Below are 19,511 nucleotides of genomic sequence, written 5' to 3' on the forward strand. Positions count from 1 at the left end.
TTATCCGGCCCCGCTGTGACGCCGGGGCAGCGCTCAGTTGTCGCGCTTCTCCTTGATCTTCGCGGCCTTGCCGCGCAGCTCACGGAGGTAGTACAGCTTGGCGCGGCGCACGTCACCACGGGTGACCAGCTCGATCTTCTCGACGATCGGGGTGTGCACCGGGAAGGTGCGCTCGACGCCGACGGAGAACGAGACCTTGCGGACCGTGAAGGTCTCCCGGACGCCGGAACCCTGGCGACGGATGACAACGCCCTTGAACTGCTGCACACGGGAGCGGTTGCCCTCGATGACGCGGACGTGGACGTTGACGGTGTCACCCGGGCGGAAGGCCGGGATGTCGCTGCGCAGCGACGAGGCGTCGACGGTGTCGAGCAGGTGAGACATTTCGTCTGCTTTCTTCGCTGATGCCACAGGTCATCAACGGGAACTAGGTGTTCACAGGACTGCCGTGCGGGTCGGGACGGGCGTCGTCTCCCCCTGTGGCAGGGGCGACCGCCGGACGGACGCACAACAGCGGGCTATTCTTCCACGCCCTCGGCCCGGCGCCAAAATCGGCCGTGGCGCTCGCCCTCCGGGTCGGGTTCCCAGCCCAGGATGGAGAGCATCTCGCGGTCCTTCTTGTCGAAGGCCTTGGGGTCGCAGTGCCGGATCAGGTCGGGGCGGTGCGCCGTCGTCCGCCGCAGGGCCTCGTCGCGGCGCCAGCGGGCGATCCGGCCGTGGTGGCCGCTGAGCAGCACGTCGGGGATGTCCCGGTCGCGCCACCGGGGCGGCTTGGTGTAGACGGGGCCCTCCAGCAGGGAGGCCATGGCGCCGGGGGCGAAGGAGTCGTCGCGGTGGGACTCGGCGTTGCCGAGCACGCCGGGCAGCAGCCGGGCGACGGCCTCGGTGATGACCAGGACGGGCGCCTCGCCGCCGGCCAGCACGTAGTCGCCGATGGAGACCTCCTGGACGGGCACGCGGGTGGCGTACTCGTCCATGACCCGGCGGTCGATGCCCTCGTAGCGGGCCGGGGTGAAGATGAGCCAGGGGCGCTCGGACAGCTCGACGGCCAGTTCCTGGGTGAAGGGACGGCCGCTCGGGGTGGGGACGATGAGGGTGGGCGCGTGGGCGCCGCTCTCGTAGCCGTCGGCGAGGACCGTGTCCAGGGCGTCCCCCCAGGGCTCGGTCTTCATCACCATGCCGGGGCCGCCGCCGTACGGCGTGTCGTCCACCGTGTTGTGCCGGTCGTAGGTGAAGTCCCGCAGGTCGTGGATGTGCACGTCGAGCTGTCCGCGCGCGCGTGCCTTGCCGACCAGGGAGACGTTCAGCGGTTCGAGGTACTCGGGGAAGATCGTGACGATGTCGAGGCGCATTACGAGGCGTCCTCACCGGAGCCGTCGGCATCGTCGGAGCCTTCGGCGTCCCGGGCGGAGGCGATCTCGGCGCGGTCGTCGATCAGGCCGGGCGGCGGTGTGATGACGGCGCGCTGCTCCTCCAGGTCGATCTCGGCGACGATCTCCGCCACGAACGGGATCATCACCTCGCTGCCGTCCGGGCGCTCCACGATGAACAGGTCCTGCGAGGGCAGGTGCGAGATCTCGGTGATCCGGCCGACCTCGGTGCCGTCCGCGGTGACCACGTCCAGGTCCATGAGCTGGTGGTCGTAGAACTCGTCCTCGTCCTCGGGCAGTTCCTCGGGGTCCACCTCGGCGATCAGCAGGGTGTTGCGCAGGGCCTCGGCACCGGTGCGGTCGGTGACGCCCTCGAAGCGCAGGAGCAGACGGCCGCTGTGGACGCGGCCGGTGGCGATGGTGAGCGGTCCCGTGGCGGCGGGATCGGTGGCGAGGCGGGCGCCGGGCGCGAGCCGGAGCTCCGGTTCGTCGGTGCGCACCTCGACGGTGACCTCGCCCTTGATGCCGTGGGCGCGGCCGATGCGTGCGACTACCAGCTGCACTGTGCTTGCTCTCCTGTCATACGACTGCGGGCCGGGGACGGCCCAGTGGCCCTCCCCGGCCCGAGCCGGTTGCGATGAAGCGTCAGCGGACGTGGTCCACGTCGACGAGGTCGACACGGACACCGCGGCCGCCGATGGCGCCCACGACGGTACGCAGGGCACGCGCGGTACGGCCGTTGCGGCCGATCACCTTGCCGAGGTCGTCGGGGTGCACCCGGACCTCCAGCACGCGCCCGCGGCGCAGGTCACGCGAGGCGACCTGCACATCGTCAGGGTTGTCGACGATGCCCTTCACGAGGTGCTCAAGCGCCTCTTCGAGCATGCTGCTCAGGCCTCGGTCGACTCGGACTCAGCCGCGGCCTCGTCCTTCTTCTCAGCCTTCTTCTTCTGGGTGATCGCCTCACCCTTGCCCTCGTCGTCACCGCCGAGAGCCTCGAACGACGGACGACCGGCCTTGGGCTCGGCGACGAGCAGCGGCGCCGGGGCGGGCTCGCCCTTGAACTTCTGCCAGTCGCCGGTCTTCTTCAGGATGGCGAGCACGGGCTCGGTCGGCTGGGCGCCGACACCGAGCCAGTACGCCACGCGGTCGGCGTCGACCTCCATGACCGACGGGTTGTACGTCGGGTGGTACTTGCCGATCTCCTCGATGGCCCGGCCGTCACGGCGGGTACGGGAGTCGGCGACGACGATGCGGTAGTGAGGCGAACGGATCTTGCCCAGACGCTTCAGCTTGATCTTGACTGCCACGGGAGTGGGTTCTCCTGGTTTTGACGTGGGTGGGCACGGCGAGTTGCCGCGTGGGGTTGCGGTACCCGAGTGCCCGATGGACGCGTCAGCCGGAGGAGAGAGGGGTCCTGTGTCGACTGTCGAGTACAGCTTGCCATTGTGCCACACCCCGCGGGCCGCTCCTGGCCAGGGGTGTGAGCGCACCCGGGCAGACCGACGGGGCATCCGGCGTGCCGGTGAGGTCACGCCGGATGCCCTGCCGGCCGGCGGCGGGCGGCCGACGCCGGGCGCCTCGCGTCCCGGCACCCACGAGATGCCGGTGTTCGCGGCCCCGGTCACGCCGCGCCCAGGACCTCCGGGATGCGGAAGGGCTTGCCGCAGCCGCCGCAGACGATCGGCGCCTGGGCGAGGACGGAGGGGACCACGCGGACGTTGCGGCCGCAGTCGCAGACCGCCTTGACCCGGACGCCGCCACCGGAGGACCCGTGCCGGGCGGCCGGGCCCCGGAAGGTGCGGGAGGTGTCGGAGGAGGTGGCCGCCGTGTGGGCCTTCAGGGCGCGCTGGAGCCGCTCGATGGTCGTGCGGTAGCGCCGCTTCGCCTCGGGGTTGAGCGTGACCAGGGAGAAACCGCTGCTCGGGTGCGGCTCCTCGGGGTGGTCGAGGCCCAGCTCCTCGGCGATCGCGAGGAAACGTCGGTTGTGGTAGCGGCCGGCGCGGGAGGTGTCGCGGACCCCGCGGGCGGCGGCGATGCCGTGGACTGCCTCATGGAGCAGCCGTTCGAAGGAGAGTTCGTGTCCGCACGCGGACGACGACTCTCCGATCAGGGACTCTGGCGCGGCAAGGTCGGGCAGCTCGGGGTGGTTCCGCTGAATGTCGGCCCACGCCTGTGCCAGCTCTGCGGCGAGAACAGGTGGTGTCTGTGTCGTGCTCACGTAATGACAACGAGCGGGGGTGCCCCTGTGTTCCTATTCCGGGGCATCCCAAATAATTTGCACGTACCCGTCAGTTGCCACTGATGCGTCCTGACGAGGGCGGGTGCGTTGATCTGCGGAGAAGCCGCACAGCTCGTACCAAGCTGGTGCGTAGGCCGCGCTACGACCGGCACCCGGTGTCCGCCCGCGACAGCCGCCGGGATTGCGCAAGAGGCGTTTCGGTCGCCCTGAGGCGCGCGGCATCACCTTGGTCGGCGTCCGTGACGACCGTGACGTTACCGCGTGCGCCCGTACCCCCCGGCACCGGCCCGTCCCTCGGAGCGGACACCGTACGGCCCCGCAGATTGCCGGGACGTGAAATCTCGCCACACTCGCGACCAGACCCCAAGCGGCGCCCCACGACCCCTGGACGGCACCGCGAGCCGGGAGTTACCTGGCATACGTGGAAAGTGCGCGGGCACGGCACGGGGGCCACGCAATCGGGCAACAAGCGACGAACCGTCGGCGGATTGGGGCGCTCATCCATGACACCTACGCTCGTGCGGCGGCATCGGTCCTCGGCGGCTCCCGCACCCCGCGTGGACCGGTGCGCACGCGCGCGTGACTGGTCGGAGATCCAGGAGCGGATGCTGGTCCCGCTCCACGAAGCGGTGTACGAACGGCTCGACGTGGGCCCCGGCACCCGGCTGCTGGGCCTGCGCTGCGGCACCGGGCTGGCGCTGCTGACGGCGGCGGCCCGGGGCGCCGAGGTGACCGGCGTCGACTCCTCGCCGGAACGGCTCGCCCTCGCGCGCCGGCGCCTGCTGCCGGACGGCCCGCGCGCCGGCTACGCCGGCCGGGGCGGGCGGGCGCGTACGGCGCCGAGACTGCTGGCGGACCCACCCGGGGGCGCGGCCGGCGCGGAGACGGCCGGATACACCCTCGTGAGCGTGTTCGAACCGGTCGGCTGCCTCGCGGGCGACGCCGAGGGCCTGGGCGAGCTGCTGGCCGCCGCGCTGCCGGGTGCCGCGCGCGGGGCCGCCGTGGTGCTGGTGGGCTGGGGTCCGCCCGAACGGTGCGCCACCTCCTCGGTACTGCGGGTGGCCGCGAAACTGGCCGATCCGCTGTGCGGCGCGCGCGGCTGGCGGCCGGCGCTGCGGGACGACCTGGAGGAGGTCGCCGAGCGGGCCGGGCTGCGGCCGGACGGCTCGGGCCGGGTGTCCTGCCCGTTCGGGTACGCCGACCTGGACAGCGCCGTACGCGGGCTGCTGTCGACCGGCCTGTTCGACGCGGCGATCGCGGCGACCGACGCCAGGCAGGTCGACAAGGAGCTGACGGAGGCCCTGCATCCGTACCGGCGCGCGGACGGCACCGTGTGGATGCCCAACGTCTTCCGCTACCTCGTCGCCCGGGTGCCCTGAGCCGGTTCCCGGCAGCACACGCACAGAGGCGCCCCTTGAAGCGAAGGGGCGCCTCTGGCGTGATGTGGTGGCTCGCTCAGCCCATGAACTTCTTGAACTCGTCCGGCAGCTCGAAGTCCTCGCCAGCCTGCTGGGGCAGCCCGAGGGCACCTCCGCCCTGCGCGGCGGCCTCGCGGCGCTGGGCCTCCTCCAGCTCCTGCTGCTTGCGCTTCATCGGGTTGCCGGAGCGCTGCTTGCCCTTGGCCTTCTTCTGCTGCTTCTTCTGCCGGCCGGGGCCGCCGCCCATGCCCGGGATTCCCGGCATGCCCGGCATCCCGCCGCCCTGCGCCATGCGGGACATCATCTTGCGGGCCTCGAAGAACCGCTCGACCAGGTTCTTCACCGCGCTGACCTCGACACCGGAGCCCTTGGCGATACGGGCGCGGCGCGAGCCGTTGATGAGGGTCGGCTCCTGGCGCTCGGCCGGGGTCATCGACTTGATGATCGCGGCGGTGCGGTCGACGTCGCGCTCGTCGATGTTCTGGATCTGGTCCTTGATCTGGCCCATGCCCGGGAGCATGCCGAGCAGCTTGGAGATGGAGCCCATCTTCCTGACCTGCTCCATCTGGGCCAGGAAGTCGTCCAGGGTGAAGTCCTGGCCCTTCTTGGACGCCAGCTTCGAGGCCATCTTGGCGGCCTCTTCCTGGCTGAAGGTCTTCTCCGCCTGCTCGATCAGGGTGAGCAGGTCACCCATGTCGAGGATGCGGGAGGCCATCCGGTCCGGGTGGAAGGCGTCGAACTCGTCCAGCTTCTCGCCGTTCGACGCGAACATGATCGGCTTGCCGGTGATCTGCCGGATGGACAGCGCGGCACCGCCGCGGGCGTCGCCGTCCAGCTTGGAGAGGACCACGCCGTCGAAGCCGACGCCGTCGCGGAAGGCCTCGGCGGTGTTGACCGCGTCCTGGCCGATCATCGCGTCGACGACGAAGAGGATCTCGTCCGGGGAGACGGCGTCGCGGATGTCCGCGGCCTGCCGCATCATCTCGGCGTCGATGCCGAGCCGGCCGGCGGTGTCCACGATCACGATGTCGTGGACCTTGGACTTCGCGTGCTCGATGGAGTCCTTGGCGACCTTGACCGGATCGCCCACGCCGTTGCCCGGCTCGGGCGCGTACACGGCGACACCGGCGCGCTCGGCGACGACGCTGAGCTGGTTGACGGCGTTGGGCCGCTGGAGGTCACAGGCGACCAGCAGCGGGGAGTGGCCCTGCTCCTTCAGCCAGCGGCCGAGCTTGCCCGCGAGGGTGGTCTTACCGGCACCCTGGAGACCGGCGAGCATGATCACGGTGGGCGGCTGCTTGGCGAACCGCAGCCGCCGGGTCTCGCCGCCCAGGATCGTGACCAGCTCGTCGTTGACGATCTTCAGGACCTGCTGCGCCGGGTTCAGGGCCCTGGAGACCTCGGCACCGAGGGCGCGCTCCTTGACGTTCTTGATGAACGTCCGCACGACCGGGAGCGCGACGTCGGCTTCGAGCAGCGCGATACGGATCTCGCGCGCCGTGGCGTCGATGTCCGCCTCGGAGAGCCGTCCCTTGCCGCGCAGGTTCTTGAAAGTCGCTGACAGGCGATCGGAGAGAGTGTCGAACACGGCGCTCGCGGTCCTCGGGGTCGGTGACGTCTTCTGGGAATCGCCCTCCAGGGTATCCCGGCGCCGAAGTCACCGGGGCAGGGTCATCCGCGCAGGGTCTCCTCCAGTACTCCCGCGAGTGACCCGGCGTCCGCCACCGGCAGCGGCGCCCCGGTGCCGGTGGTGACGTAGAAGGCGTCGACCGCGTTGGCGCCGAGCGTGCTGACGTGCATGCTGCGCACGCGGACGGCGGCCTTCTCCAGGGCCATGCCGATCCGGTACAGCAGGCCCGGCGCGTCCTGGGCGCGGACCTCGATCACGGTGGCGTGGTGGGAGGCGGCCGGGGCGACCGTGACGCGCGGCGGCGGAGCGGTCCAGCCGCGGCGGCGCGGGTAGGCAGCGTCCCGTTCGGCGAGGCGCCCGGCGATGTCCAGGGAGCCGTCCAGGGCGCGGACCAGGTCGGCGCGGAGCCGGGCCGCCTGGGGCAGCGAGCCGTACTCGGCGGCCACCCGCCAGTCGAGCAGCAGGACGGCGCCGTCGTCGACATCCGCCGGGAGGGTGAGCGCCCGCAGTTCGGCGGTGCGGACGGTGAGCCGGTGCACGGCGAGCACGCCGGCGACCGCGGGCAGCACCCCGGGCTGGTCGGGTACGGCGATGAGCAGCTCGACGCCGAGCGGTTCGGGCGCGCCGGCCGGTTCCTCCTCCCCCGTGACCGGCTCCGCCCGGGCGCGCAGGGCGAGGACCGGGCCGCGGGTGCGGTGGGCCTCGACGGCGAGGCGTTCCTGTTCGGCGGTGGGCGCGGCGGGCTCGGGTTCGTCGGGGGTGCCGCCCGCGAGCAGGGCGGCGACGCGTCGTACCAGGTCGGTGACGAGGGAGCCGCGCCAGGAGGACCAGGCGGCGGGGCCGGTGGCGAGCGCGTCGGCCTCGGTCAGGGCGTGCAGCAGTTCCAGGGTGCCCGGGGTGCCGACGGCATCGGCGACGGAGCGGACGGTGGCGGGGTCGTCCAGGTCGCGCCGGGTCGCGGTCTCCACCAGCAGCAGGTGGTGGCGTACGAGGGTGGCGATGACGGTGACGTCGGCGCGGTCGAAGCCGATGCGGGCGGCCACGTCCTTGGCGATGATCTCGCCGGCCACGGAGTGGTCGCCGGGCCAGCCCTTGCCGATGTCGTGCAGCAGAGCGGCGACGAGCAGCAGGTCGGGGCGGCCGACCCGGCGGGTGAGTTCGGCGGCGCGGGCGGCGGTCTCGATCAGGTGCCGGTCGACGGTCCACAGGTGGACGGCGTTGCGCTGCGGGCGGCAGCGGACCCGCTCCCAGTCCGGCAGCAGGCGGCTGATCAGGCCCTCCGCCTCCAGGGCCTCCCAGACCTCGATGGTGGGGCGGCCGGAGCCGAGCAGGGTGACGAGCTGTTCGCGGGCCTCGGCGGGCCAGGGCGTGGGCAGGGGGCGCGCGGCCTGGGCCATGCGCCGTACGGCGTGCAGGGAGAGCGGGAGTCCGGCCTGCGCGGCGGCGGCCGCGGCGCGCAGCGGGAGCACGGGGTCGCGCTCGGGGCGCGCGGCACGGGCGAGCACCACCTCGCCCTCCTGTTCCACCACACCCTCGGCGAGCGGGGAGCGCTCGGCGACGGGTTTGCCGCCGCCCAGCATGGCGCGCAGCCGGGGACGCACGGCGCGCGAGCGCAGCACGCGCGCCACCTCACGCCAGGTGACATCGCTGGCGTAGGAGATGACGCGGGCGGCCTCGTAGACCTGGCGGAGCAGGGTGTCGGCGTCCAGGAGCCCGAGTCCGGCGGCGACCTGGTCCTGTTCCTGGAGGGCGAGCCGGTCGGTGGCGCGGCCGGTGGCCAGGTGCAGTGCGTCGCGGACGTCGAGCAGGCGCCGGCGGGCATCGGCGAGGCCTTCGCGGGGGGCGTCGGCGAGCCAGGAGGCGGCCACGGCGCGCAGGGCCGTGGCGTCGCGCAGGCCGCCGCGGGCCTCCTTCAGGTCGGGTTCCAGCAGGTACTGGAGTTCGCCCTGGCGAGCGGCGCGGTCGGCGCAGAGCTGCTGGAGTTCGGGCAGGCGCTTGGGTGCCTGGTTGCGCCAGTCGGCGAGGACGGCGGTGCGCAGCCCGGCGGTGAGGCCGAGGTCGCCGACCAGGTGGCGGGCGTCGAGCAGGCCGAGCTGGACCTTGAGGTCCTCGGCGGCGGCCTTGCGGGCCTCGGCCGGGGTGCGCACCGAGTGGTCGAGGTCCAGGCCGAGGTCCCACACCGGGTACCAGAGGCGGTCGGCGAGGGCGGCGACGGCGCCGGGGTCGGAGCCGTCGTGCAGCAGCAGGAGGTCGAGGTCGCTGCGCGGGGACAGCTCGCCGCGGCCGTAGCCGCCGACGGCGACGAGCGAGGCGCCGCGCAGGGTGCCGGCCGCGGCGGTGAACAGCCCGGCGAGCCAGTCGTCGGTCAGCCCGGACAGGGCCGCACGGCGCGGCGGCCCGGACCGCGCCCCCTCCGTGAGGAGGCGCAGCCGGGCCGCTGCGTAGCCGCCGGGTCCCGGGTCGTTCGTCTCGTTGCCTGCATCCGTACCCGTCACCCAGCGACTCCTGTTCCGTTGCCCTGCTGTCAGAGCGCGTCCGGGCCGCGCTCGCCGGTGCGGACCCGTACGGCCGTCTCGACCGGGAGGGACCAGACCTTGCCGTCGCCGATCTTGCCGGTGCGAGCCGCCTTCACGACGATCTCGATCAGCTGCTCGGCGTCGTCGTCCTCGGCCAGCACCTCGATGCGGATCTTGGGGACCAGGTCGACGGTGTACTCGGCGCCGCGGTAGACCTCGGTGTGGCCCCGCTGCCGACCGTAACCGCTGGCCTCGGTGACCGTCAGTCCGTGGACGCCGAACGCCTGAAGGGCCTCCTTGATCTCGTCCAGCCGGTGCGGCTTGACGACGGCGGTGATGAGCTTCATGCGTCCACCTTCTTGTTGTGCGAGCCGGCCGGGGCCTGGGCGTGGGCGACGGAGGAACCGAGGACACCGCCGCCGGCGCCGCTGAAGTCGTACGCCGTCTCGGCGTGCTCGGCCTGGTCGATGCCGGAGATCTCCTCGTCCTGGGATACCCGCATGCCGATCGTCCTGTCGAGCAGGAAGGCGAGGACGGCGGACGCGATCAGGGAGTAGGCGAGGACCGCGCCGACCCCGGCGAACTGCTTCCAGAGCTGGGTGAAGGTGTGGTCGCCGTAGAAGACGCCGGTCGCGGTGGACTGGCCCTTGCCGGTGGCGAAGAAGCCGATGAGCAGGGAGCCGATGATGCCGCCGACCATGTGGACGCCGACGACGTCGAGGGAGTCGTCGTAGCCGAACTTGAACTTCAGGCCGACGGCCGCGGCGCAGGCGACGCCGGCGATGGCGCCGACGGCGATCGCGCCGAGCGGGGAGACCGCGCCGCCGGACGGGGTGATCGCGACGAGGCCGGCGACCGCGCCGGAGGCGGCGCCCAGCGTGGTGAACGCGCCGTGCCGGATCTTCTCGTAGGCGAGCCAGGCGAGCATGGCGGCGGCGGTGGCGACCTGGGTGTTGACGAACATCAGCGCGCCCACGCCGTCGTCGTTGCCGAGCCAGGAGCCGGCGTTGAAGCCGAACCAGCCGAACCACAGCAGACCGGCGCCGAGCATGACCAGCGGCAGGCTGTGCGGGCGCATCGGGTCCTTCTTGAAGCCGACGCGCTTGCCGATGACGAGGATGACGCCGAGGGCGCCGGCACCGGCGTTGATGTGGACCGCCGTACCGCCCGCGAAGTCGATCACCCCGAGCTTGAAGGCCCAGCCGTCGGCGCCCCAGACCCAGTGGGCGACCGGGATGTAGACGACCGTGAGCCACAGCGCGACGAACAGCGACCAGGCCGAGAACTTCACACGGTCGGCCAGGGCACCGCTTATCAGCGCGGGCGTGATGATCGCGAACATCAGCTGGAAGACCATGAAGACGAAGATCGGGATGGTGTAGCCGTCCCACAGCTCCGTCAGCCCGATGTTGCTCAGTCCCAGCCAGTCGGCGTTCCAGCCGATGAGGGCGGAGCCGCTGCCGAAGGCGAGGGAGAAGCCGTAGAGCACCCAGAGGATGGTGACGATCCCCAGGCTGATGAAGCTCATCATCAGCATGTTGAGCGTGCTCTTGACGCGGACCATGCCTCCGTAGAAGAAGGCCAGGCCCGGGGTCATGAGCAGCACCAGGGCGGAACAGATGAGCATGAAGCCTGTGTTCGCGGCAGACAGCTTGGGTGCCTCCGCGGCAAGCGTGATGGCTGATGCCATCGGCGTCTCCTCGTCGGTTGGTACGGCCCCGTGCGGGCGGTGCCTGAGCGGTCCGGATCAGGTGGGGGGGTGGCCGGTTATGCGCCAGAGATTGGCGCAGCGCGGTTTCGACGGAGGCCCCTGGTTGTTTCGCCGGGGTGACGAAGACGCCCTGTGTGTTACGCGTCGATGAAGTGCGGGATGTCCGGCCGCGCGATCGTTATCGTGGCGCAACCTCCCCCGGCGGCTGGTGCCGGGAGACAGACCGGCCGCGGGCGGCCTCTCGATGACCTGGCATGGGGGAGCCGAGTCGGGCAGTTCGGGAGGACCGGCCGCGGCCGGGGCTTTCGGTGGTGCGATCAGACCGCCTCGGCGCTCTCGGGCAGGTCGACGGCGAGCTGGTCGGCGAGGTCGACGACGACCGCGAGGTCGCCGTGGTCGCGTACGGCCGTGTCGACGGTCTTTCGGATACGGGTGTTCACGCGCTCGGAGCGGACCTTCTTGGCGATGCCCATGGCCTGCGAGGCGAACTCCGTGCTGCGCTCGGGCTCGCGCTGGAGCAGGTGCACGGTGGCCATGCCGATCAGGTTGAGCGCGTAGGACCGCTGGTGCTCGCCGTCCTTGGCGAACAGGTCCACCGCGCGCCGCATGAGCGGCTCGGCGAGGGAGGCGTAGGTGGGGCTGCGGCCGGCGACGTAGGCGAGGTCGCGGAAGGAGTGGGAGTTCTCGCCGTACAGCTCGGCCTCGGAGAAGAAGCGGATCCAGTCGGGGTCCGGCTCGTCCCACTCGTCGGACTCGGCGAAGGTGTCCTCGGCCATCCGGACCGCGCGCTTGGTCTTGCCGGGCTGGCCCATGTTGGCGTACGCGCGGGCCTCCATCGCATACAGCATGGACTGGGTGCGCGGGCTCGCGCAGTCCCGGCTGCCGTACTGCGCGAGGTGGATCAGTTCAAGAGCGTCGTCGGGCCGGCCGAGGTGGATCATCTGGCGGCTCATGCTGGACAGGACGTACGAACCGAGCGGCTTGTCGCCGGCCTCCTTGGCCGCGTGCAGGGCGAGCACGAAGTACTTCTGCGCGGTGGGCTGGAGACCGACGTCGTACGACATCCAGCCCGCCAGCTCGGCGAGTTCGGCGGCGACCTTGAAGAGGGTGCGGGTGGTGGCCTCGGGCTGCGGCTCCTGGAGCAGGTCGGTGACCTCGTGGAGCTGGCCGACGACCGCCTTGCGGCGCAGGCCGCCGCCGCACTGCGCGTCCCACTGGCGGAACATCCGCGTGGTGGACTCCAGCAGGTCCAGCTCGGGCTTGGACAGCCGGCCCGGGCGGCGGGAGTCGAAAGCGGACTCGGGCTCGGGCGGCGCGGCCGCGGCGGGGCCGGGCACCAGCCAGCGCTGCATGGGCTCGATGAGGGAGGGCCCGGCGGACAGCGCGAGCGAGGTGCCGAGGAAGCCGCGCCGGGCGAGCATCAGGTCGCTGCGGGAGAACTCACCGAGCAGGGCGACCGTCTGGGGGCCGGTCCAGGGCAGGTCGACGCCGGACGCGGCGGGCGTCTGGCGGGCGGCGCGCAGACCGAGGTCCTCGATGGAGACCACGCAGCCGAAGCGCTCGGAGAACAGGTCGGAGAGGATGCGCGGGATCGGCTCGCGCGGGTTCTCGCCGTCCAGCCAGCGCCGGACGCGCGAGGTGTCGGTGGAGATGTGATTGGCGCCCAACTGGCGTGCCCGGCGGTTGACTTGGCGGGCCAGCTCACCCTTGGACCAGCCGCTGCGCACGAACCACGAGCCGAGCAGTTCGTTCGGGCGCTTGTCAGCGCTCGCCCCGCCACCGCTGTTGCCGCTCACTGGAACGCCCCCATTCCTGAGACCACTTGCCGCCTGGTGCGCCAAGCCCTATCAGAATGCCGGTAAATACGGCTTCCCGTCCGGCGGTTCTCACCCTTCGAACGGGGTGGCGGCTTGCCTCCGGCATACCCGCGAGTGGATGCGCCCCAGAGCCCGCACACTCACAGTAATCCCCCGATCACCGCTCCAGCCACGGCGATCCCAGAAACGCCACCATTCGCCACCCCTTCGAATGAACTCCCGGTTGCCGTCTCACGATTCACTTGACATGGGCCGCCCGGAAGCGGGCGGAGGGGTGCACACCGGAGCGCGTGCCGTCCGACACACCACCCGACGTGCTTCGATGCGCCGCCTTCACGGTGCGGCACCCAGGGCAGGCGGAGCCGTAGCGTTACGTTCCGCTTCCATCTCATTCCGTGGCGTAACCACCGGTGCGCAGGACCCGTTGGAGGGGGCATGGGCTTCACGATCGGCGGCATGCGCGAGATCCGCTCCGGCACCCGCCGGCGCGGTCGTTCGTCGGACTGCACCGCCGTCGCCGAGTTCACGGGGCTGTGGGGCTGGGACGTGGTGCCGGGCGCGCGGGCCGCGGCCGGCGCCTGCTCGTGCGGGCACGCCGACTGCCCGGCGCCGGGCGCGCATCCGCTGGACTTCGCGCCCGAGGTGCCGGCCGGGGCCACGCTGGACGAGGTGACGAAGGCCTGGTCGGAGTTCCCGGGGGCCGCGGCGCTGCTGCCGGTCGGCCGGGCGTTCGACGTCATCGAGGTCTCCGAGGCCGCCGGCCGGCGGGCCCTGGTACGCCTGGAGCGCATGGGCCTGCCGCTCGGCCCGGTGACCGCGACCCCGGACGGCCGCGCCCAGTTCTTCGTCGCGCCCGGCGCCGCCGCCGAACTCCCCCGACTGCTCTACCGCACCGGCTGGGACGACCCCCGCGCCCTGGACCTGCGCGGCCTCGGCCCGGGTGAGCACATCACCGCACCGCCCTGTGACCGGGGCGGCCTCGGCCCGGCGCGCTGGCTGCGCCCACCCGCGCTGGACTCCGCGACCCGCCCCCCGGCGGCCCGGCTGCTGCTCGGCACGCTGGCGTACGTGGCACACCGCTCGCGGGGCCGCGGGTGGGCCGACCGGGCCTGACGGCTCTCGCACGGCGACCCGACAGGGCTGCGGCCCCTCAAGGCGAAGCGCCCGTCCCCGACTGCACCTCGGGGGCGGGCGCTTCTCGTACGCGCCTGGAGCGGGTGTCCGCGTGGTCAGTCACCACGGGAGTCCGCGCGGTCGGTCACCTCAGTCACCGATGAGGGCGTCCACGAACGCCTCGGGCTCGAACGGCGCCAGGTCGTCCGGGCCTTCGCCGAGTCCGATCAGCTTCACCGGCACGCCCAGCTCGCGCTGGACCGCGATGACGATGCCGCCCTTGGCCGTGCCGTCCAGCTTGGTCAGCACGATGCCGGTGATGTCCACGACCTCGGCGAACACCCGGGCCTGCACCAGGCCGTTCTGTCCGGTGGTGGCATCCAGCACGAGCAGCACCTCGTCCAGCGGGGCGTGCTTCTCCACGACCCGCTTGACCTTGCCCAGCTCGTCCATGAGGCCGGTCTTGGTGTGCAGGCGGCCGGCGGTGTCGATGAGGACCACGTCGACCCCCATCTCCTTGCCCTCCTTCACCGAGTCGAAGGCGACGGAGGCGGGGTCGCCGCCCTCGGGCCCGCGCACGGTGTAGGCGCCGACGCGCTCGCCCCAGGTCTGGAGCTGGTCGGCGGCGGCGGCGCGGAAGGTGTCGGCGGCGCCGAGCACGACGGTGCGGCCGTCGGCCACCAGGACGCGCGCGAGCTTGCCGGTGGTGGTGGTCTTGCCGGTGCCGTTGACGCCGACGACCATCACGATGCCGGGCTTGCGGCCCTCCGGCTCGGTCCGTACGGCGCGGTCGGCGTCGGTGCCGACCAGCTTGACCAGCTCCTCGCGCAGCAGGTCGCGCAGCTCGGCGGGGGTGCGGGTGCCGAGCACCTTGACGCGCTCGCGCAACCGTTCGACCAGCTCCTGGGTGGGCTGGACGCCGACGTCGGCGGTGAGCAGCGTGTCCTCGATCTCCTCCCAGGTGTCGTCGTCGAGGTGCTCGCGGGAGAGCAGCGTGAGCAGGCCCTGACCCAGGGCGTTCTGCGAGCGGGACAGGCGGGCGCGCAGCCGGACCAGCCGGCCTGCGGTGGGCTCCGGGATCTCGATCCCGGGAGCCTCGACGGCGGGCGGCTCCTCCACGACGACCGGTGCGGGGCCGCCGGGGAGATCCACCTCCTCGATCGTCCGGCGCGGTTCGTCGCGCGGCGTCTCGGCCTCGTCGCCGACGCGCGGCTCGGCCGGGGGCGCGGTGATGTCGGGCGTCTTCGGGGGCGGTGGGGGCAGCGGCTTCCGGCGCCGGCTGCCGACGATGAGCCCGCCGAGCGCGCCGAGCACGACCACGGCGATGACTACAGCAAGGATGATGGTTTCCATAACGCGTCCAGTATCGGCCATGGGCCAGGACGGAACGGTGTTTGTCACTTCCTCCGAGAGACAAAGGCCACGTATGGCCAGGAGTGGGAGCAAAGTACGATGGTGACGGCTCTGTTGACGCGCGTAGAGTCCTGTCGTCCCCCTGTCCCCCCCCCATGACTGGCACCTCTTCCATGAGCAAAACCGTCGAGACCGAAGGCGCTCTCGAAACCCGTGGCATCGAGCAGGTCCCGGACCACGAGCGCACCGCGAAGACCCGCGAGCTGTTCCCCACCTGGGTCGGTGCGAACATCAGCGTGCTGCTGCTGACGATGGGCGCGAGCCTGGTCGTGGCGTACCACCTGAACATCTGGCAGGCGCTCGTCGTGGCGGTGGCCGCGCCGGTCGTGTCGTACGGGCTGGTCGGGCTGATCGGTATCGCGGGCAAGCGGGGTGGCGCGCCGGGCATGGCGCTGTCGCGCGCGGTCTTCGGGCAGCGGGGCAACCTGCTGCCCGGTTCGCTGATCTGGGTGGCCCGCTGGGGCTGGGAGACGATCAACGCGGTGACCGGCGCGTACGCGCTCCTCACCATCCTGGACATCCTGTTCGGCATCCACGCGAACAGCGTGCTGGACATGGTGACGCTGCTGGCGTTCGTGGTGGCGACCTTCGCGATCTCCGGGCTCGGCATCAACGCCGTGCAGAAGTGCAACAAGTACGCCACCTACGTCTTCGGCGTCTTCTCGGTACTGGTCCTCGGCTACCTGGTCGCGAACACCGACTGGTCCAAGGTGATGGACCACGGCGCCGGCTCCACGGCCTCGGTGATCACCGGCGTCGGCATGATCGCGGCGGGCGGCGTGAGCTGGATCCCGTCGGCGCCGGACTTCACGCGTTATCTGCCGCGTACGGCGTCCTCGAAGGCGATCGTGGGCACGGCGGTCGGCGGTGCCGGTGTCGTCGTGCTGCCGATGGTGCTGATGGGCGCGGTGATGGCGGTCTCCACGCCGGACCTGGCCTCGGCGGCCGACCCGGTGTCCTTCCTCGGCGAGATCCTGCCGACCTGGCTCGCGGTGCCGTACCTGCTCGTCGCGCTGATCGGCATGCTGCTGATCAACTCGATGTCCATGTACTCGGCGGGCTTCACCGCGCAGACCCTCGGTTTCAAGGTGCCGCGGCACTGGGCGGTCTCGGTGAACGCCGTGATCTCGCTGGCCTTCGGCGGGGTGCTGATGCTGGTGGCGACGAGCTTCATGGGCTCCTTCATCGCCTTCCTGTCCCTGCTGGCGGTCGCCTTCTCGGCCTGGGTCGGCGTGTTCGGCGCGGACATGCTGCGCCGCACGGAGTACGACGGCCGGGCGATGGCCGACACCACCCGCACCAGCGCCTACTGGTACAAGGGCGGCTTCTCCCCCGCCGCCGTCGCCTCCTGGGCGATCGGCCTGGTCGGCGGTCTGATGTTCACCACGTCCGACTGGTTCACCGGCCCGCTCGCGACGAACAACGTCATCGGCGAGTACGGCCTCGGCTGGGTCGCCACGATCGTGATCTCGGGCCTGCTGTACCTGGCCCTGCCGAAGCCGGCGGTCACCACCACGCAGCAGCCGGCCGAGCCGGCGACGGAGCCCGCCACGGCGACGGTCTGACCTGGCCCAGGCGCCCAGGAAGCCCGACATCGCAGGGCCCTGACAGTGAATCGGCCACAGTCCCCCTTCCGCACCGGGAGGGGGACTTTTCCGTTCCGGTGCGGTGGTCCGTCCCGACGGGGGCGAACCGGCCGCGCCGACTCTGCCGCCGCGACTTGCCGGGGAGGCGCCCGCGCGGGTCGGCCGGGAGCCGGCTCCGCGGCAAGCCACGGCGTACGCAGCGCCGGCACCGGCCGGGCACACCGGAAGCGGCACGGCCGACTCCGTGGCGAGCTGCCGGGAACTTCCCTGGCAGCGTGGTCCGGAGCCACTCTGGTCACCGGCCGGGTACGGCTGACGCCCCGGCCGTACCCCCCACCGCATCCGCCGCCGCCCGGGGCGCGCCAAACGCCGCCGCCCGCCAAGCCGTCAGGGCTCCGCTGCCGCAGCTCACCACGGAATCCCACGCGCGGCCCGGGCACACCGGGCCGACAGGAGCGGCACAGCAGACTGGCCAGCTGCCGGCGGTACGGTCCGGAGCCACTCCGGTCACCGGCCAGGTACGGCTGACGCCCCGGCCGTACCCCCCACCGCACCCACCACCCGTCGGCGCGTTGAAAGGCCGCCACCCGCCAGGCCACCAGGACCTCGGTACCGCAGCTCGCCGAGGAGCCGTCGGCGCGCCGGGGGCACCCGGGAGCAGCAGGGCGGGCTTCACGGCCAGCCGCCGGGGACCCTGTCGGCGGGCGCGCGGTCCGAAGCCACTTCGGCCACCGGCCGGGTACGGCTGACGCCCCAGCCGTACACCCCACCGCACCTGCCACCCGCCGGGGCGTTGAAAGGCCGCCAGGCCGCCAGGACCCCCGTACCGCAGCTCGCTGAGGGCCGTCGGCACTGCGGGATGCGCGCCGGGGGCACCCGGGAGCGGCAGGGTGGGCTTCATGGCCAGTCGCCGGGGGCCCTGCCGACGGCACGGTCCGAAAGCGGCTTCGGCCACCGGCCGGGAACAGCTGGCCCCCGGCCGTACACTCCACCGCATCCGCCGCCGGGCGAGGGCGCATGGAAACCGCCGCCCGCCAAGCCACCAGGCCCCCGCCGCCGCGACTCGTCAAGGAGGCACCCGCGCGGACCAGGCACGTGCGGATACGGCACCGCCGCCCCTGGTCCGGGCAGTGGCCGGGACAGGGGCGGCGGAGGTACGGGGAGAGGGGCAGCGGGGGGTTTGGCCCTTCTCCCCGAGTTCGAGGGGCCGGTCAGCCCATTTCCTCCAGGGTCTTGCCCTTCGTCTCCTTGACGAACTTCAGGACGAACGGGATGGAGAGGGCGGCGAAGATCGTGTAGATCACGTAGGTGCCGGAGAGGTTCCAGTCGGCCAGCGACGGGAAGCTCGCGGTGATGGCCCAGTTGGCGATCCACTGAGCGGAGGCGGCCACGCCGAGGGCGGCGGCGCGGATCCGGTTCGGGAACATCTCGCCGAGGAAGACCCAGACCACCACGCCCCAGGAGAGGGCGAAGAAGAGGACGAACAGGTGGGCGGCGACCAGGGCGACCCAGCCCTGGGTGGCGGGGAGCTTGCCGTCCACGAGGTCGTAGGAGAACGCCCAGGCCTCCAGCGCCAGGCCGACGACCATGCCGACCGAGCCGATCAGGGCGAGCGGCTTGCGGCCGATGCGGTCCACGAAGATCATCGCGATCACGGTGCCGACGATGTTGATGATCGACGTCGTGAAGGAGTAGAGGAACGAGTCCGTCGGGTCGACGCCGACCGACTGCCACAGCGTCGAGGAGTAGTAGAACGCGACGTTGATGCCGACGAACTGCTGGAAGACCGACAGGCCGATACCGATCCAGACGATCGGCTTGAAGAAGAAGGAGCCGCCGAGCAGGTCCTTGAAGGTGGACTTGTGCTCGCGCTTCATGGCGCGCTCGATCTCGTCGATCCGGGCGTCCAGGTCGATCTTGTCGCCCTCGACCTCCTTGAGCACCTCGCGGGCCCGCGCCGTGCGGCCGACCTCGATCAGGAAGCGCGGCGACTCGGGGATCGCGAAGGAGAGCAGGCCGTACAGCACCGCCGGGATCACCATGACGCCGAGCATGACCTGCCAGGCCTCCAGGCCCAGCAGCTTGCCGCGCTGGTCGCCGCCGGCGGCGTTCAGGATGGCCCAGTTGACGAGCTGGGAGACGGCGATGCCGACCACGATCGCGGCCTGCTGGAAGGAGCCGAGCCGGCCGCGGTAGGCCGGCGGGGCGACCTCGGCGATGTAGGCGGGGCCGATGACCGAGGCCATGCCGATGGCGAAGCCGCCGATGATGCGCCAGAAGGCGAGGTCCCACAGGGCGAACGGCAGCGCGGAGCCGACGGCGCTGATGGTGAAGAGGACCGCGGCGATCTGCATGCAGCGGATACGGCCGATCCGGTCGGCTATCCGGCCGGCGGTCGCGGCACCGATGGCACAGCCGATCAGGGCGATCGCGATGACCTGCGCGAGGGCCGCGGAGCCGATGTCGTACCGACTGCGGATGGCCTCGACGGCGCCGTTGATCACAGAGCTGTCGTAACCGAACAGGAAGCCACCCATCGCCGCCGCCGCCGCGATGAAGATGACGTGCCCGAGATGTTCGGGATGAGCCGTACTGGCTCCTGGCTGAGGTGCCTGCGCAGTGCTGGTCACGAAAAAACTCCTCGGGCCGCGGCAACGCTGCCGGGTGGGGTGATCCCTTCCTGGTATCCAGTGGC

The 19,511-nt window shown here is 71.9% G+C and carries 16 protein-coding genes; 3 read left to right on the top strand and 13 right to left on the bottom strand.

Translation table 11 applies throughout. From position 1 onward, the window contains the following. Positions 1-33: 33 nt before the first annotated feature. The 6 genes from rplS to NX794_RS24105 all read right to left on the bottom strand — a co-directional run bounded on the left by rplS (position 34) and on the right by NX794_RS24105 (position 3,591). Positions 34-384, bottom strand: a complete 351-nt coding sequence (rplS, locus tag NX794_RS24080; protein ID WP_258780921.1) for a 50S ribosomal protein L19 — start codon at positions 382-384, stop codon at positions 34-36. 134 nt (positions 385-518) lie between these two features. Then, positions 519-1,352, bottom strand: coding sequence for a tRNA (guanosine(37)-N1)-methyltransferase TrmD (trmD, locus tag NX794_RS24085; protein WP_258780923.1), 834 nt, complete (start codon positions 1,350-1,352; stop codon positions 519-521). After that, positions 1,352-1,933, bottom strand: a complete 582-nt coding sequence (rimM, locus tag NX794_RS24090; protein WP_258780924.1) for a ribosome maturation factor RimM — start codon at positions 1,931-1,933, stop codon at positions 1,352-1,354. Before rimM ends, trmD begins: the two co-directional genes overlap by 1 nt. 82 nt (positions 1,934-2,015) lie before the next feature. Beyond that, complete coding sequence (locus NX794_RS24095) at positions 2,016-2,255, bottom strand: RNA-binding protein (protein ID WP_005479813.1); 240 nt, start codon at positions 2,253-2,255, stop codon at positions 2,016-2,018. A 5-nt stretch (positions 2,256-2,260) separates the two neighbouring features. Continuing rightward, a complete protein-coding gene (rpsP, locus tag NX794_RS24100; protein WP_258780929.1) occupies positions 2,261-2,680 on the bottom strand; it encodes a 30S ribosomal protein S16 in 420 nt (139 codons plus the stop codon). A 314-nt stretch (positions 2,681-2,994) separates the two neighbouring features. Next, a complete protein-coding gene (locus tag NX794_RS24105; protein ID WP_258780931.1) occupies positions 2,995-3,591 on the bottom strand; it encodes a hypothetical protein in 597 nt (198 codons plus the stop codon). Positions 3,592-4,115: 524 nt separating this feature from the next. On the opposite strand from NX794_RS24105, the gene NX794_RS24110 reads away from it, so the two are divergent. Continuing rightward, the gene (locus tag NX794_RS24110) at positions 4,116-4,991 is read left to right on the top strand and encodes a class I SAM-dependent methyltransferase (RefSeq protein ID WP_258780933.1); all 876 of its coding nucleotides are present in this window, start codon (positions 4,116-4,118) and stop codon (positions 4,989-4,991) included. Between the two features lie 76 nt (positions 4,992-5,067). Here the strand turns inward: NX794_RS24110 and ffh are convergent, their stop codons facing one another. The 5 genes from ffh to nsdA form a co-directional block, all read right to left on the bottom strand. Beyond that, on the bottom strand, positions 5,068-6,618 hold the full coding sequence (gene ffh, locus NX794_RS24115) for a signal recognition particle protein (protein ID WP_258780934.1): 1,551 nt from the start codon (positions 6,616-6,618) through the stop codon (positions 5,068-5,070). Positions 6,619-6,701: 83 nt separating this feature from the next. Beyond that, positions 6,702-9,155: a [protein-PII] uridylyltransferase gene (locus NX794_RS24120; RefSeq protein WP_258780935.1), complete on the bottom strand. Its 2,454-nt coding sequence runs from the start codon at positions 9,153-9,155 to the stop codon at positions 6,702-6,704. A gap of 29 nt (positions 9,156-9,184) precedes the next feature. After that, the gene (locus NX794_RS24125; RefSeq protein ID WP_258780936.1) at positions 9,185-9,523 is read right to left on the bottom strand and encodes a P-II family nitrogen regulator; all 339 of its coding nucleotides are present in this window, start codon (positions 9,521-9,523) and stop codon (positions 9,185-9,187) included. Next, positions 9,520-10,866: an ammonium transporter gene (locus NX794_RS24130; RefSeq protein ID WP_258780938.1), complete on the bottom strand. Its 1,347-nt coding sequence runs from the start codon at positions 10,864-10,866 to the stop codon at positions 9,520-9,522. Before NX794_RS24130 ends, NX794_RS24125 begins: the two co-directional genes overlap by 4 nt. Before the next feature lie 338 nt (positions 10,867-11,204). After that, the gene (gene nsdA / locus NX794_RS24135) at positions 11,205-12,683 is read right to left on the bottom strand and encodes a transcriptional repressor NsdA (RefSeq protein WP_258780939.1); all 1,479 of its coding nucleotides are present in this window, start codon (positions 12,681-12,683) and stop codon (positions 11,205-11,207) included. 456 nt (positions 12,684-13,139) lie between these two features. Here nsdA and NX794_RS24140 point away from each other — a divergent pair, with 456 nt between their 5' ends. Next, on the top strand, positions 13,140-13,817 hold the full coding sequence (locus NX794_RS24140) for a bifunctional DNA primase/polymerase (protein WP_258780941.1): 678 nt from the start codon (positions 13,140-13,142) through the stop codon (positions 13,815-13,817). A 150-nt stretch (positions 13,818-13,967) separates the two neighbouring features. Here NX794_RS24140 and ftsY read toward each other — a convergent pair whose 3' ends face one another. After that, positions 13,968-15,170, bottom strand: coding sequence for a signal recognition particle-docking protein FtsY (gene ftsY, locus NX794_RS24145; protein ID WP_258780942.1), 1,203 nt, complete (start codon positions 15,168-15,170; stop codon positions 13,968-13,970). Between the two features lie 173 nt (positions 15,171-15,343). Here ftsY and NX794_RS24150 point away from each other — a divergent pair, with 173 nt between their 5' ends. Next, entirely contained in the window at positions 15,344-16,795 is a 1,452-nt protein-coding gene (locus NX794_RS24150; protein WP_258780943.1) for a cytosine permease, read from the top strand. 1,232 nt (positions 16,796-18,027) lie between these two features. On the opposite strand, the gene NX794_RS24155 is transcribed toward NX794_RS24150, so the two are convergent. After that, positions 18,028-19,446 (bottom strand): sugar porter family MFS transporter, encoded by a 1,419-nt coding sequence (locus NX794_RS24155; RefSeq protein WP_258780944.1) that lies wholly within the window; start codon positions 19,444-19,446, stop codon positions 18,028-18,030. Positions 19,447-19,511 lie beyond the last annotated feature (65 nt).

The organism is Streptomyces pyxinicus (assembly GCF_024753135.1).
In the GTDB taxonomy this organism is placed as follows: domain Bacteria; phylum Actinomycetota; class Actinomycetes; order Streptomycetales; family Streptomycetaceae; genus Streptomyces; species Streptomyces pyxinicus.

Excerpts from the sequence above, each read along its gene's own strand:
- rplS (WP_258780921.1), bottom strand. The coding sequence starts at position 384 with ATGTCTCACCTGCTCGACACCGTCGACGCCTCGTCGCTGCGCAGCGAC.
- trmD (WP_258780923.1), bottom strand. The coding sequence starts at position 1,352 with ATGCGCCTCGACATCGTCACGATCTTCCCCGAGTACCTCGAACCGCTG.
- NX794_RS24095 (WP_005479813.1), bottom strand. The coding sequence starts at position 2,255 with ATGCTCGAAGAGGCGCTTGAGCACCTCGTGAAGGGCATCGTCGACAAC.
- NX794_RS24110 (WP_258780933.1), top strand. The coding sequence starts at position 4,116 with ATGACACCTACGCTCGTGCGGCGGCATCGGTCCTCGGCGGCTCCCGCA.
- NX794_RS24125 (WP_258780936.1), bottom strand. The coding sequence starts at position 9,523 with ATGAAGCTCATCACCGCCGTCGTCAAGCCGCACCGGCTGGACGAGATC.
- NX794_RS24130 (WP_258780938.1), bottom strand. The coding sequence starts at position 10,866 with ATGGCATCAGCCATCACGCTTGCCGCGGAGGCACCCAAGCTGTCTGCC.
- NX794_RS24140 (WP_258780941.1), top strand. The coding sequence starts at position 13,140 with ATGGGCTTCACGATCGGCGGCATGCGCGAGATCCGCTCCGGCACCCGC.
- ftsY (WP_258780942.1), bottom strand. The coding sequence starts at position 15,170 with ATGGAAACCATCATCCTTGCTGTAGTCATCGCCGTGGTCGTGCTCGGC.
- NX794_RS24150 (WP_258780943.1), top strand. The coding sequence starts at position 15,344 with ATGAGCAAAACCGTCGAGACCGAAGGCGCTCTCGAAACCCGTGGCATC.